Genomic DNA, 13,928 nt, shown 5'->3' with positions numbered 1-13,928 from the left:
GTTTGCCGTCCGGCCCGGTCGCGGGGCGGACGCGGAAGCGTCACCCGACGGCATACGCAAGGTGCCCACCCGGCCGGCGTGGTCGGGTGGGCACCTGCTCCCAGCGGGAGGTCGGCTCAGGCGAGCGCGTCGATGACCTCGTTGAAGGTCTTCGACGGGCGCATCACGGTGGCGACCTTGTCGGCGTCGGGGCGGTAGTAGCCGCCGATGTCGACCGGGTGGCCCTGGGCGTCGACGAGTTCCTGGGAGATCGTGTCGATGGTGTCGGCGAGCGCCTTGGCCACCGGGGCGAACGTCTCGGCCAGTGCGGCGTCGTCGGTCTGCTCGGCGAGCTCCTGCGCCCAGTAGAGGGCCAGCCATGCGTGGCTGCCGCGGTTGTCGATCTGGCCGACCTTGCGGGCCGGGCCCTTGTTCTCGTCGAGCAGCGTGCCAGTCGCGCGGTCGAGGGCCGCGCCGAGGACCTTCGCCCGCTCGTTGCCGGTGGCGCCGGCGAGGTGCTCGAAGGAGACTGCGAGAGCGAGGAACTCGCCCAGGCTGTCCCAGCGCAGGTAGTTCTCCTTGACGAGCTGCTGCACGTGCTTCGGGGCCGAGCCGCCGGCGCCGGTCTCGAAGAGGCCGCCGCCGTTGATGAGCGGCACGACCGAGAGCATCTTGGCCGACGTGCCCAGCTCGAGGATCGGGAAGAGGTCGGTGAGGTAGTCGCGCAGCACGTTGCCGGTGACCGAGATCGTGTCCTCGCCCTTGCGGATGCGGGCCAGCGAGAAGGCGATCGCGTCGGTCGGCTTGAGGATCTGGATGTCGAGGCCCTCGGTGTCGTGCTCCTCGAGGTACTCCTCGACCTTCGCGATGAGGTTGGCGTCGTGTGCCCGGTCGGCGTCGAGCCAGAAGACGGCCGGGGCGCCGGTGGCGCGGGCGCGGGCGACCGCGAGCTTGACCCAGTCGCGGATCGGCACGTCCTTGGTCTGGCAGGCGCGCCAGATGTCCCCGGCCGAGACCGTGTGCTCGATGAGCGCGTTGCCCGAGCCGTCGACGATGCGCACGGTGCCGTCGGCCGGGATCTCGAAGGTCTTGTCGTGGCTGCCGTACTCCTCGGCGGCCTGCGCCATGAGGCCGACGTTCGGCACCGAGCCCATGGTGGCCGGGTCGTAGGCGCCGTTCTCGCGGCAGTCGTCGATGACGACCTGGTAGATGCCGGCGTAGGAGCTGTCGGGCAGCACCGCGAGCGTGTCTGCCTCGTTGCCCTCGGCGTCCCACATGTGGCCGGACGTGCGGATCATCGCCGGCATCGACGCGTCGACGATGACGTCGCTCGGGACGTGCAGGTTGGTGATGCCCTTGTCGGAGTCGACCATCGCGATGGCGGGGCCGTCCTCGAAGCCCTTCTTCACCGCGGCCTCGACCTCGGCGCGCTGGTCGGCGGGCAGCCCCTCGACGGCCTTGAGCACGGCGCCCAGCCCGTCGTTGGGGGACGCGCCGGCGGCGGCGAGCTCGGCGGCATACGCCCGGAAGAGCTCGGGGAAGAAGGCGCGCACGACGTGGCCGAAGATGATCGGGTCGGAGACCTTCATCATCGTGGCCTTGAGGTGCACCGAGAACAGCACGCCCTCGGCCTTGGCCCGGGCGACCTGCTCGGAGAGGAAGTCGCGCAGCTTCGCGACGTCCATGAACGTCGCGTCGACGACCTCGCCGGCAAGGACCGGGATCGACTCCTTGAGGACGGTCGTCCGGCCGTCGGCGCCGACGAGCTCGACGCGGAGGGTGTCGTCGGCGGCGATGACGACGGACTTCTCGTTGTGGCGGAAGTCGTGCTCGCCCATCGTGGCGACGTTGGTCCGCGAGTCGGTGCTCCAGGCGCCCATCGAGTGCGGGTGCTTGCGGGCGTAGCTCTTGACCGAGGCGGGGGCGCGGCGGTCGGAGTTGCCTTCGCGCAGAACGGGGTTCACGGCAGAACCCTTGACCTTGTCGTATGCCGCCCGCGCCGCCTTCTCTGCGTCGGTGGTCGGGTTGTCGGGGTAGTCGGGCAGGTCGTAGCCGGCGGCCTGCAGCTCGGCGATCGCGGCCTTGAGCTGGGGGATCGACGCCGAGATGTTGGGCAGCTTGATGATGTTGGCCTCGGGCGTCTTGGCGAGCTCGCCGAGCTCGGCCAGGGCGTCGCCGATGCGCTGCTCGGGCTTCAGGGCGTCGGGGAAGCCGGCGATGATGCGACCCGAGAGCGAGATGTCACGCGTCTCGACCTCGACGCCGGCCTGCTTGGCGAAGGCCGAGACGATGGGCAGCAGCGAGGCCGTGGCCAGGGCGGGCGCCTCGTCCGTGTGCGTGTAGATGATTGTCGAGTCCAACGCGGGTGCTCCGTTCGGGTTGCGGGTCGTGCAGATCCGAGAAGAGGATCCTCGAATAAATCTTGATGTCAAGATAACGGATCGGTCGCGGCCGTGGGGCTGCCGTCCCATCCTGCCGGGGTGGTCTGCGCCACGCCAGAGACCGCCGGCCTAGGGTGGAGCGGGTGAGCACCAGCCCCGCCGGCGCCGTCGACACCGCCTCGGCGCCGGCCCTCGACCCGTCCACCGCCCGGCACCTGCACCACCTGCTCGCCACCGAGCAGCGCGCGAGCCGGTTGCCCTCCGTCGCGGCAGGCCTCGTGCGAGGCGGCCGACTCGTGTGGTCCGACGCCGTCGGCACCCTCGACGGCCGCGTCGGCGGCGAGACCGCCGACGCCGACACCCAGTACCGCATGGGCTCGATCACGAAGACCTTCGTGGCCGTCGCGGTCATGCGGCTGCGCGACGCTGGGCGGCTCGACCTGTCGGACCACCTCGACGAACACGTGCAGGGCTCGCAGCTCGGCCGGGCGACGATCGCCCAGCTGCTCTCGCACGGGGGCGGCATCCAGGCCGAGACGAACGGCCCTTGGTGGGAGCGCACGCCGGGGGACGACTGGGATGCCCTCGCGGGTTCGCCTGTGGGGCAACGCTTTCGGGCTGGCCGCCGGTTCCACTACACGAACGTCGGGTTCGCCGCCCTCGGCGAGCTCGTCGCCCGCGCCCACGGAACCGACTGGTTCGAGGTGGTCCGCCGCGACCTGCTCGAACCGCTCGGGATGACCCGCACGACGACCCGGCCCGCGGGCAAGGCGGCCCAGGGCCTCGCTGTGCACCCCTTCGCCGACCTGCTGCTGCCCGAGCCGGAGCACGACGCGGGCGCGATGGCCCCGGCGGGCCAGCTCTGGGCGACGGTCGAGGACCTCTCGCGCTGGGCCGCCTTCGCCGGGGGCGACACCGGTGACGTCCTGTCGAAGGACACCCTCGACGAGATGTACGAGCCCCACACCGTCGCCGACAACCCCGGCCTGCCGTGGACCGTCGCCCACGGGCTCGGCTGGCAGGTGTGGAACCTCGAGGGCACCCGGTACGCCGGCCACGGCGGCTCGATGCCCGGTTTCCTCGCGGGCCTGCGCGTCGCCGTCGAGTCGGGTGACGGCGTCGTCGTCCTGGCCAACTCGACGGCGGGGATGGGCGCCATCGGCCCCGACCTGCTCGCGGCCCTCGTCGAGCGTGAACCGCTGACCCCCGAGCCGTGGCACGCCGCCGGCGACGCGAGCGTGCTCGAGATCGTCGGCACCTGGCACTGGGGGCCGTCCGTGTCCGTCGCCAAGGCCGTCGGTGAGCACCTCGTCCTCGGCGAGCCCGGACAGGGGCGTGGCTCGAGGTTCGCCCCCACGGGCGACGACGAGTGGGTCGGCCTCGACGGCTACTACACCGGGGAGCCGCTGCGTGTCGTCAGGGCCTCGGACGGCACGCCGTCGCACCTCGACCTTGCCTCGTTCCGGTTCACGCGCACGCCGTACGACCCGGCCGCCGACGTGCCCGGTGGCGTCGACGAGGCCGGCTGGCGGTAGTGGCCTGTCCGGGCCTCGCGTCGCCGGCCTGCGCCGGCCTGCCGCGGCACACCGGCCGTCTCGTCCGGGATGTTCGTCGCGGGGGTTGCGAGCGCCGACCGCGAGGCCGGCTCGCGGTTGCAGCGCCTTCCCGTCGGCAGCTGCGCGCGGGACTGTCGGGCCGGAGGAAGAGGGCCGCGCGTCGAAAGGGAGTCCGACGCGCGGCCCCATCCGCCTCGGCCAGCTGGGAGGGGGTTCGGCCGAGACCGGAGGCCCACCGGGGGGTCAGCGGGTCTCCGTGTGGTGTCCGTTCGAGGGGTCTTGAGCGGTCTATGGGTGCCGACACGGAGATTGAAAGTCGCAGGCCGATGTTTGTCAAGAGTTTGTCGAAGGTTGGTTCGATCGTCCTCAGTCCACCGAGGCCGGGCCCGGGACGTGGCTGACGGCCGCCCGGTCGCTGTCGCCGTAGCTGTCGCCGTAGCTGTCGCCGGGGCGCTGGCCAGGGCGTACCTTGGTCGACACCGGGTGCGGGCGTCGCGGCCACCAGAAGCGGTCGGCGAGCACGATGCCGATCGCCGGGACGAGCAGCGTCCGCACGACGAGCGTGTCGAGCAGGACGCCGACGCAGATGATGACGCCGATCTGCGCGAGCACGACGAGGGGCAGCACCCCGAGCACGGCGAAGACCGCGGCAAGCAGGATGCCGGCGCTCGTGATGACGCCACCCGTCGCCGCCAGGCCGCGCAGCATGCCAGCCCGTGAGCCGTTGGCGCGCGACTCCTCCCGGGCGCGGGTGACGAGGAAGATGTTGTAGTCGACGCCGAGCGCGACGAGGAAGACGAAGGCGAACAGCGGTGCACTGTCGTCGAGCGCCGAGAAGCCGAAGCCCCTGGTGAAGATCCACCACGAGGCGCCGATGCTCGCGAGGTAGGTCGCGACGACGGTCGAGACGAGCACGACGGGCGCGACGACCGAGCGCAGCAGCAGGCCCAGGGCGACGAGCACCAGTGCGAGCACGAGCGGGAGGATGACGAACCGGTCGCGCGAGGAGGCCTCGGCCTGGTCGAGTGCAACGGCCTCCGTGCCGCCGACGTGGGTCTGCGCGACCGGTGCGACCGCGGCGCGCAGCGCCCGCACCGTCGAGGTTGCGGCGTCGGTGCCGGGCGCCGCGCTGGTCACCGCATCGACCTCCGTGACCCCGTCGCCCGCGTTGACGACGCGCGCGCTTGCGACCCCCTCGACGGCGGCGGCGGCAGCGCGCACCCGCTCGGCGTCGCCGGTGGTCACGACGACCGCGGGGTCGGCGGTGCCCGCCGGGAACGACTGGGCGAGCCGCTCGCCGGCCGCGATGGCCTCAGGCTTCTGGAGGAACTGGTCGGACTGCCTCAGCCCGGTGTCGACGGCGAAGAGCCCGGCGGCCATCACTGCGAGGAGCACGAGCGTCGCGCCGATGACCCGCCGTGGCCGCGCCGCCACCCGGTCGCCGACGCGACGCCACAGCGAGCGGCCGTCGGCCAGGGCGTCCTCGCCGACATGGGGGACCCTGGGCCAGAAGACCCATCGGCCGAAGCAGACGAGCGCCGCAGGCAGGACGAGGAGCACGAATGCCGCCGCGACGACGACGCCCACCGCGCAGGCGACGCCGAGCCCGCGTGTCGCGGGGAAGAGCGACAGGGCGAGGGTGAGCAGGCCCACGACCACGGTGACGGCGCTCGAGAGCACTGCCTCGGCGGTACGCCGCAGGGCCAAGGCCAGGGCCTCGCGCCGGTCCGCGTGGCAGCGCAGCTCGTCGCGGTAGCGGGAGATGAGGAGCAGGGCGTAGTCGGTTCCGGCGCCGAAGACGAGTACCGAAAGGATGCCGATCGTCGACTCGTCCCAGATGAGCCCGAAGGCTGACAGGACGTGGGTCGCAACGACGGCCGAGAGGCGGTCGGCGACGCCGACGACGACGAGGGGCACGAGCCAGAGGACCGGGCTGCGGTAGGTGATCACGAGCAGCAGCGCGACGACCGAGGCGGTGGCGACGAGCAGGCGGGTGTTCGCACCGTCGAACACCTTCGCGAGGTCGGCCTCGACCGCGGCCGGTCCGGTGACCCGTGCCGCGAGGCCGTCGGGCAGCCCCTGGCTCGCGGTCGCCCGGATGTCGGCGACGGCTTTCGAGGTTTCCGAGGCCCTCTCGGCGGCGACCGGGACGACCGCGAGGGCGGCGCTGCCGTCGTCGCTGCGCTGGAGGGGGATGCGGCCGCCGCCCGGGAGCTCGCGCGCCCGCGTCTCGACGGCCGCCACGTCGGTCGCGCTGAGCGTGCCACCCTCGCGGGTGAAGAGCACGACCGCCGTCGTGCCCTTCGCCTCGGGGAGTCGTTCGTGGAGCCGGGCGGCCGCTGCGCTGTCGGAGCCGACGGGCAGCTGGTCGGTGGATGCGGCGCTGCGGGTCGCCTCGCCGAGAACGCTCGTGACGCCCATGGCGCCGGCGAGCGCGAGAATGACGATGGCCACGGCCCACCACCGCCGCACGATCGTGTCGGTCAGACCCTGCACCAGACCTCCGAGATACGATGGGTAACAAAGTTACTCAGATGATTACTAAGTTGGTGAGTGACATTAGCACGAAGCGTCGCGCTGTGACAGACGTGTCCCCCGGCGACCCCGGTGGTCCCGGCGACCCCGAGCCGTCGGGAGGGTCCGGCGGGTCGGACCTGCCCGAGGTGGGCCTGGTCCCCGGAGTTCCGCAGTGGCGCACGACCGCGACGCTCGCCGCGCTGCAGGAGCTCGTCGAGGTGTCCGAGGCGGTGCCGGCCGTCGTCGCCCGGAAGGCGGGGCTCTCCACCACCGAACTGCACTCGCTGCGCCACCTCATGCGCGGCCCGCTGGGCCCCGTCGAGATCGGGCGTCTGCTCGGCGTCACGTCGGCGGCGTCGTCAGGCGTCGTCGACCGGCTCGTCTCGCGAGGCCACGCCGAGCGGCGCGCCCACCCCGACGACGGCAGACGCACCGAGGTCCTCATCACCGACTCCGGTCGCGCCGAGGTGCTCGCCCGCATGCGCCCGATGTTCGAGGCGCTCGCCGACCTCGACGCCTCGCTCGACGACCACGACCGTGACGTGGTGGAGCGCTACCTGCTCGGCGCGACGGCTGCGATGCGCAACCTCATGTCCTGAGTCGGCGCGCGACCAGCGCGCCACGTCGTATGCCGAGTGCCGTCAGCCCCGCAGGCGCACCGACAGGCAGGTGACGCAGCCCTCGAGCTTCTCGAACTCGGAGATGTCGACCGTCGTCACGTCGAGCCCGCGGGCCGCGAGCAGCTGGGCGGTGCGCGGCGCCGCCGCCGACAGGAGCACCGACGGGCCGCCCAGCAGCACGACGTGCGCCCCGGCCTCCTCGGGCACGGGCAGGAACTCGGGCCACACGGTCGGGTCGTCGACGACGGGCAGGTGGCCGATGACCGTGCCGTCGGGAAGCGCGGTCACCGCGGACTTGAGGTGCAGCACCTTCGAGACCGGCACCGGCACGACGTCGACACGGTGCGCCTCGAGCGCGCGGGCGAGCTGCTCGACGCCGGCCGTGTTCGTGCGTCCCCCGACTCCCACCCAGACGTGGTGCCCGTGCTTGAGCACGTCACCCCCGTCGAGGGTGCCCGGCGCGTCGATCCCGACCGTGCGGTAGCCCTGCGCCTCGACCGCCTCGCGCACCCCGGCCTGCTCACTCCGCCTCTCGGGCGCGCCGGACCGGCACAGCACGGCGACGTCGCCGTGGACGAAGACCTGGTCCTCGATGAAGACGCCGTCGGGGCACTCGTCGACCGCCCGGGCCTCGACCACCGCCCAGCCACGGCGTCGCAGCACGTCGACGTACTCCTGCCACTGTCGCAGGGCCAGGTCGCCGTCCACCATCGGCGCACGCTCGAGGTGCGTCACGATCCCGTCCGCGAGTCGGGGGGAGGGTCGGCGGACGAGCGCGAGGCGGCGGTGCACGCGCTCACCCTATGGGTGGCAGTGCCGGTCACCGTGGGCGGTCAGGACGCGAGCGTCGGCTTCTCGTCGGAGCGGGCCGTCGGCCACCACCCCGGGGTCTGTGCCGTGTGGGTCGGCTGCTCCCGGTACGCCGACCCGGCCGCCCGCGAGGTCCCTGATGTCGACGCAGCGCCGGACCGCGAGCGGGTGGGCAGCGGACAGGGCGCCGCATGTCGGTCGCGTACGCGTGGCTTACGAACGAGGTGAAGTAGCGCAGGGAGTCGGAGGACGGCGCGGGCTCTCGCCGCGACCCGCTCGCCGATCGCGGTGCACGAGACGGAGTCGCCACTCGTGCGCGTCCGCGGCACCGTCGGGCCGACGGGCGTGGCCCCCGACCAGTCGGCATACGGCCGTGTCATCCGGCGGTCTCGTCTTGAATGGGTTGACCCTCACGCGACGTGAGGCGTCACGCTCGGTGCCATGACGGGCATGACCGGCAGGACCGGAAGGACGCGGGAGATGACCACCTGGACGGTGGGGCAGGTCGCCGACCTCTTCGGCGTGACGGTGCGCACGCTGCACCACTACGACGCGATCGGGCTGCTCGTCCCGAGCGCGCGCTCGCGGGCGGGATACCGGCTCTACACCGCCGCGGACCTCACCCGCCTGCAGCAGGTCGTCGTCTACCGGCGGCTCGAGCTGCCGCTCGACGAGATCGCGACCCTGCTGGGTGGCGGTGAGGACGCGGCCGACCACCTGCGTCGTCAGCGCGCGACCGTCATGACCCGGCTGGACGAGCTGCGCGAGCTCGTCACGGCCATCGACCGAGCACTGGAGAGAGAGATGAGCAACGAACCCGCCACGCCCGAGGAGCTCAAGGAGCTCTTCGGCGACGGCTTCAGCGACGAGTACGAGCAGGAGGCGCAGGAGCGCTGGGGCGACACGGACGCGTGGAAGCAGTCCGCGGCCCGCACCAAGCGCTACACCAAGGCCGACTGGGCGCAGGTGAAGGCCGAGATGGAAGCCGTCAACACGGCCCTCGTCGCGGCCCTGCGGTCGGGGCAGCCCCCGACGAGCGAGGCGGCGATGGACGCGGCCGAGCAGCACCGGCTGCACATCCACGACCGCTTCTACGAGCTCGACCACACCTTCCACCGCGCGCTCGCCGACATGTACGTCGCCGACCCGCGCTTCACGAAGACGTACGAGGACCTCGCTCCCGGCCTGGCGGGATACGTGCGCGACGCGATCCACGCGAACGCCGACCGTCACGAGACCGCCGGCTGAGCTGCGCCTCCTTCGCCGGTCGATGTATCCGCGCGGGCCGTGGGCCGCGTGCACACATCGACCCGGCGAGGTCGGTGCTGACCGAAGGATGAACGCGGCCCGGGCCTGCACGGCCCGGGCCGTAACCTTGTGACATGCGAGTCGGTGTCTTCGGTGCAACAGGTCAGGTCGGCGGCGTCATGCGCGCCCTTCTCGAGGAGCGCGACTTCCCGGTCACGCAGGTGCGGTTCTTCGCGTCCGCGCGCTCGGCCGGCACGACGCTCCCGTTCAAGGGCGAGGACGTCGTCGTCGAGGACTCCGCGACGGCCGACTTCTCCGGCATCGACATCGCCCTGTTCAGCAACGGCGGCGCGGCCTCCAAGGAGCTGGCCCCGAAGGTCGCCGCCGCGGGCGCGACGGTCATCGACAACTCCAGCGCGTGGCGCAAGGACCCCGACGTCCCGCTCGTCGTCTCCGAGGTCAACGCCGCCGACCTCGACACGATCCCGAAGGGCATCGTCGCCAACCCGAACTGCACCACGATGGCCGCGATGCCGGCCCTCAAGCCGCTGCACGACAAGGCCGGCCTCGTTCGCCTCCACGTGTCCAGCTACCAGGCCGTCAGCGGCTCGGGCGGCAAGGGCGTCCAGGAGCTCGACGGCCAGCTGCGTGGCACGTACGCCGCCGGTGACCCCGCCGGCCTCGCGCTCGACGGTCGCGCGGTCGCCGTGCCCGACCCCGCGGTGTATGCCGTCCCGGTGGCCTTCAACGTCGTGCCGCTCGCGGGCTCGATCGTCGACGACGGCTCGCTCGAGACCGACGAGGAGCAGAAGCTGCGCAACGAGTCGCGCAAGATCCTGCACGCCCCTGACCTGCGCGTCTCGGGCACGTGCGTGCGCGTCCCGGTCTTCACCGGCCACAGCCTGGCGATCCACGCGGAGTTCGCCGAGGACATCACGCCCGACGAGGCGCTCGACCTGCTGAAGAATGCTCCCGGCGTCATCGTCACCGACGTGCCCAACCCGCTCGAGGCCGCCGGTCGTGACGAGGTCTTCGTCGGTCGCGTGCGCGCCGACCAGGCCGCGCCCGAGGGCAAGGGCCTCGTGCTCTTCGTCGTCGGTGACAACCTGCGCAAGGGCGCGGCCCTCAACGCCGTGCAGATCGCCGAGGAGCTGCTCGCCCGCCGCTGACCGGCTGTCCTCGCGGTCGCATAGGGTCGGGGGTGTGACGGAGAACCTCGCGGCCGCGACCCCCCGAGTCGGCAGCGCCCCCGGGCTCTTCGTCTGCTTCGAGGGCGGCGACGGTGCCGGCAAGACCACCCAGGTGCGCCTGCTCACCGACGTGCTCGAGAAGAAGGGCCGAGAGGTGCTCGTCACTCGCCAGCCGGGTGGCACGCCCCTCGGCGCCCAGATCCGCGAGCTCGTGCTGCACGGCGACCACGTGGCGGCCCGGGCCGAGGCGCTGCTCTTCGCTGCCGACAAGGCGCACCACGTCGACCAGCTCATCAAGCCGGCCCTGGCCGACGGCAAGGTCGTCATCACCGACCGCTACGTCGACAGCTCCATCACCTACCAGGGCGCCGGGCGCGAGCTCGGTGCCGACGAGATCACGGCGTTGCAGCACTGGGCCGTCGGAGGCCTGCTGCCCGACCTGACGATCGTCCTCGACGTGTCTCCCGAGGTCGGGCGAGAGCGTCGCGGCGACGTCCACGACCGGCTCGAGTCTGAGGCCGACGCGTTCCACGCCGCGGTCCGCCGCGGCTACCTCGAGCTCGCCTCACAGGACCCCGAGCGCTACCTCGTGCTCGACGCGAGCAAGCCCGTCGAGCACCTCCACGCAGCGGTCGTCGACGGCATCGACCGCGTCACGAGAGGCCGCGCATGACGGTCTGGGCCGACCTGGTCGGCCAGGAGCCGACCATCGAGACGCTGTCACGGGCCGTGCGCGACGAGACGGCGATGACGCACGCGTGGCTCTTCACGGGGCCGCCCGGGTCGGGTCGCTCCACGGCCGCCCGTGCGTTCGCCGCCGCGCTCCAGTGCCCGCAGGGCGGCTGCGGCGAGTGCCGCGAGTGCCGCACCGCGCTCGACGGCAGCCACGCCGACGTCAAGGTCGTCGCGACCGAGGGCCTGTCGATCAAGGTCGCCGAGGCCCGTGCCCTGGTGCAGGAGGCGGCGCTGCGCCCGTCGGTCGGGCGCTGGCGCATCATCATCATCGAGGACGCCGACCGCCTCACCGCCTACACCGACGCACCCGCCGACGCTCTGCTCAAGGCGCTCGAGGAGCCGACACCGCGCACCGTGTGGATGCTCTGCGCGCCGAGCCTCGAGGACGTCATCGTCACGATCCGCTCGCGCTCGCGCCACGTCCGCCTGCGTACGCCGCCGGTCGAGGCGGTCGCCGACCTCCTCCAGCGCCGAGACGGCGTCGACCCTGCGATGGCCCTGTATGCCGCCCGCGCCGCGCAGTCCCACGTCGGCCTGGCCCGACGGCTCGCCCGCGACGAGCAGGCCCGCATCCGGCGCCGCGACGTCATCGCCATGGCGACGAGGATCCAGGGCGTCGGTGACGCCATCGGCGCTGCCGCCGACCTCGCGCAGATCGCCGACGAGGAGTCGTCGGCCTCGGGCGCGGAGCGCGACGCCGCAGAGCGTTCCCGGCTCATGGAGACCCTCGGCGCCGACCTCACCGCCCGCACCCAGCCGCCCCACATCCGTTCCCAGCTGGCGGCCCTGGAGCGCGAGCAGAAGATGCGGGCGACCCGCTACGGCCGCGACGTCGTCGACCGTGCCCTCGTCGACCTCACCTCCGTCTACCGCGACGCCCTGGTGCTCCGCCTCGGCTCCGACGTCGACCTCGTCAACCCCGACGCCATCGACAAGGTGCGCGCCCTCGCGGCCGTCTTCACACCGGAGCAGCTGCTCGCCGCCATGGACGCCATCAACGAGGCCCGCGACCGCATCAACGCCAACGTGCCGCCCCTGCTCGCGCTCGAGGCGATGGCCCTGCAGCTGCGCGTCCCCCGAGACCTCGGGGTCTGACCGGGCGGGCGCGAGCCCGCCAAGCCCGCCAAGCCCGCCAAGCCCGCCAAGCCCGCCAAGCCCGCCAAGCCCGCCAAGCCCGCCAAGCCCGCCACGGTCAGACAGAGCCCGCCCTGAGCCCCCATAGCCCGCCTGACGGCATACGTCGTCGGTGTCCAGCGCGCGGGCCTCCCGGGCTTCCCGGATGCGGCTGGGCACGGCTCGACGCGTTACGGTTTCGGGCATGACGACGCGCCCTGCCGCCATCTCCCGTGCCCTGTCCACGATGGCTGTGGTCACGGCGCTCGTCGTGGCTGCAGCGGCGTGCACGACCGGCGAACCGCCCGTCGCGTCGGCGTCGAAGACCGGCCTCCCGCCGGCCACAGCCGCCCCCACCGAGGCGCTGGCCCCCTACTACTCGCAGCGCCTCGACTGGCAGGCGTGCGGCGGCCTCGAGTGCGCCGACCTGCGGGTGCCCCTCGACCACGCCGCCCCCGACCCGGCCAAGGACCTCACGATCAAGGTCGTGCGGGTCAAGGCGCGTGACCAGGCCAGGCGGATCGGCTCGTTGCTCGTCAACCCGGGTGGGCCCGGGGCGTCGGGCGTCAGCTACGTGCGTGGCGGCGCCCAGACGATCGGCGGCCCGGAGGTGCGCCGCTACTACGACCTCATCGGCTTCGACCCCCGCGGTGTCGCGGGCTCCGACCCGATCGACTGCCTCGACGACAAGGCCCTCGACCGCTTCCTGTCCACGGACCCGACCCCCGACGACGCGCCCGAGGAAGAGGCTCTGCGCACCCAGGCCAAGGCCATGGCCGACGGCTGTGCCGCCGACGCCCCCGAGCTCGTCAAGCACCTGTCGACCGCCGACGCCGCCCGCGACATGGACATCCTGAGGGCGGCCGTCGGCGACCCCCAGCTGAACTACCTCGGCAAGTCCTACGGCACCTTCCTCGGCTCGACGTACGCCGACCTGTTCCCGCAGCGGGTCGGACGCGTCGTCCTCGACGGCGTCGTGCCCCCCGACCTCACGAGTGCTCAGCTGGGCGAGGGGCAGGCACGCGGCTTCGAGATCGCGACGAAGGCCTACCTCGAGGACTGCGTCACCGAGTCGGGTTGCCCGCTGGGGGACACCCCGGAGGCCGCTCGCACGGGACTCGACGAGCTCTTCCGCCGGATCGACCAGCAGCCGCTGCCGACCGGCGACCCGAGTGCGCCGCAGCTCACCGAGGGCTGGGCGCGTCTCGGCGTGGCGGTTGCCCTCTACGACCAGGGTGCCTGGGGGATTCTCACCGATGCGCTCAAGCAGGCGAAGACCGGCAACGGCCAGGGCCTCATGCAGCTGGCGGACGCGTACGCCGACCGCAGGCCCGGCGGTGGCTACCAGGGCAACCTCATGGAGTCGATCTACGCCGTCAACTGCCTCGACCGCCCCGACAGCCCCGACCTGTCGGCGTACGAGACCTACGCCAAGGACTTCTCGGCGAAGGCGCCGACGTGGGGCGCCACCCTGGCCTGGGGCGCTCTTCCGTGCGGGGTCTGGCCGGCCAAGGCTGCTGGTGGGCCGCACAAGGTCAGGGCTCCGGGCAGCGACCCGATCGTCGTCGTCGGCACGACCCGCGACCCCGCCACGATCTACGAGTGGTCGGCCCGGCTTCGTGACCAGCTCGACAACGCCGTGCTCGTGTCCTTCGACGGCGACGGGCACACGGCTTATGGTCGGAGCAACACGTGCGTCGACAGCGCCATCGACGCCTACTACGTCCAGGGGCGCGTGCCCAAGGACGGCCTCCGATGCTGAGCGACGGATGTTGGTGA

Annotated in this window: 10 protein-coding genes; 7 read left to right on the top strand and 3 right to left on the bottom strand. The window is 72.5% G+C overall.

The features are described 5' to 3' along the window. Positions 1 to 116: 116 nt before the first annotated feature. Positions 117 to 2,339, bottom strand: a complete 2,223-nt coding sequence (locus ACFQ2V_RS05405; RefSeq protein ID WP_386051445.1) for an NADP-dependent isocitrate dehydrogenase — start codon at positions 2,337 to 2,339, stop codon at positions 117 to 119. A gap of 164 nt (positions 2,340 to 2,503) precedes the next feature. Here ACFQ2V_RS05405 and ACFQ2V_RS05400 point away from each other — a divergent pair, with 164 nt between their 5' ends. Then, positions 2,504 to 3,895, top strand: a complete 1,392-nt coding sequence (locus ACFQ2V_RS05400) for a serine hydrolase domain-containing protein (RefSeq protein WP_386051443.1) — start codon at positions 2,504 to 2,506, stop codon at positions 3,893 to 3,895. Between the two features lie 387 nt (positions 3,896 to 4,282). Here the strand turns inward: ACFQ2V_RS05400 and ACFQ2V_RS05395 are convergent, their stop codons facing one another. Further along, positions 4,283 to 6,412, bottom strand: a complete 2,130-nt coding sequence (locus ACFQ2V_RS05395) for an MMPL family transporter (protein ID WP_386051442.1) — start codon at positions 6,410 to 6,412, stop codon at positions 4,283 to 4,285. A gap of 83 nt (positions 6,413 to 6,495) precedes the next feature. Here ACFQ2V_RS05395 and ACFQ2V_RS05390 point away from each other — a divergent pair, with 83 nt between their 5' ends. Continuing rightward, positions 6,496 to 7,032, top strand: a complete 537-nt coding sequence (locus tag ACFQ2V_RS05390) for a MarR family winged helix-turn-helix transcriptional regulator (RefSeq protein ID WP_386051440.1) — start codon at positions 6,496 to 6,498, stop codon at positions 7,030 to 7,032. A gap of 42 nt (positions 7,033 to 7,074) precedes the next feature. On the opposite strand, the gene ddaH is transcribed toward ACFQ2V_RS05390, so the two are convergent. Next, the gene (gene ddaH, locus ACFQ2V_RS05385; RefSeq protein ID WP_386051438.1) at positions 7,075 to 7,845 is read right to left on the bottom strand and encodes a dimethylargininase; all 771 of its coding nucleotides are present in this window, start codon (positions 7,843 to 7,845) and stop codon (positions 7,075 to 7,077) included. Positions 7,846 to 8,343: 498 nt separating this feature from the next. On the opposite strand from ddaH, the gene ACFQ2V_RS05380 reads away from it, so the two are divergent. The 5 genes from ACFQ2V_RS05380 to ACFQ2V_RS05360 all read left to right on the top strand — a co-directional run bounded on the left by ACFQ2V_RS05380 (position 8,344) and on the right by ACFQ2V_RS05360 (position 13,911). Continuing rightward, on the top strand, positions 8,344 to 9,111 hold the full coding sequence (locus tag ACFQ2V_RS05380; protein WP_386051436.1) for a MerR family transcriptional regulator: 768 nt from the start codon (positions 8,344 to 8,346) through the stop codon (positions 9,109 to 9,111). Positions 9,112 to 9,245: 134 nt separating this feature from the next. Continuing rightward, positions 9,246 to 10,280: an aspartate-semialdehyde dehydrogenase gene (locus tag ACFQ2V_RS05375; RefSeq protein WP_386051435.1), complete on the top strand. Its 1,035-nt coding sequence runs from the start codon at positions 9,246 to 9,248 to the stop codon at positions 10,278 to 10,280. A 34-nt stretch (positions 10,281 to 10,314) separates the two neighbouring features. After that, positions 10,315 to 10,974 carry a dTMP kinase gene (tmk, locus tag ACFQ2V_RS05370; protein WP_386051433.1) on the top strand — a complete coding sequence of 220 codons (660 nt, stop codon included), beginning with the start codon at positions 10,315 to 10,317 and terminating at the stop codon, positions 10,972 to 10,974. Further along, on the top strand, positions 10,971 to 12,131 hold the full coding sequence (locus tag ACFQ2V_RS05365; protein ID WP_386051431.1) for a DNA polymerase III subunit delta': 1,161 nt from the start codon (positions 10,971 to 10,973) through the stop codon (positions 12,129 to 12,131). Before tmk ends, ACFQ2V_RS05365 begins: the two co-directional genes overlap by 4 nt. A gap of 223 nt (positions 12,132 to 12,354) precedes the next feature. Beyond that, complete coding sequence (locus tag ACFQ2V_RS05360; protein WP_386051429.1) at positions 12,355 to 13,911, top strand: alpha/beta hydrolase; 1,557 nt, start codon at positions 12,355 to 12,357, stop codon at positions 13,909 to 13,911. Positions 13,912 to 13,928: the final 17 nt, after the last annotated feature.

The organism is Terrabacter terrigena (assembly GCF_042676085.1).
Taxonomy (GTDB): domain Bacteria; phylum Actinomycetota; class Actinomycetes; order Actinomycetales; family Dermatophilaceae; genus Terrabacter; species Terrabacter terrigena.
The sequence above is the reverse complement of the archived record's forward strand: the minus strand, read 5'-3'. Positions and strand labels throughout refer to the sequence as shown.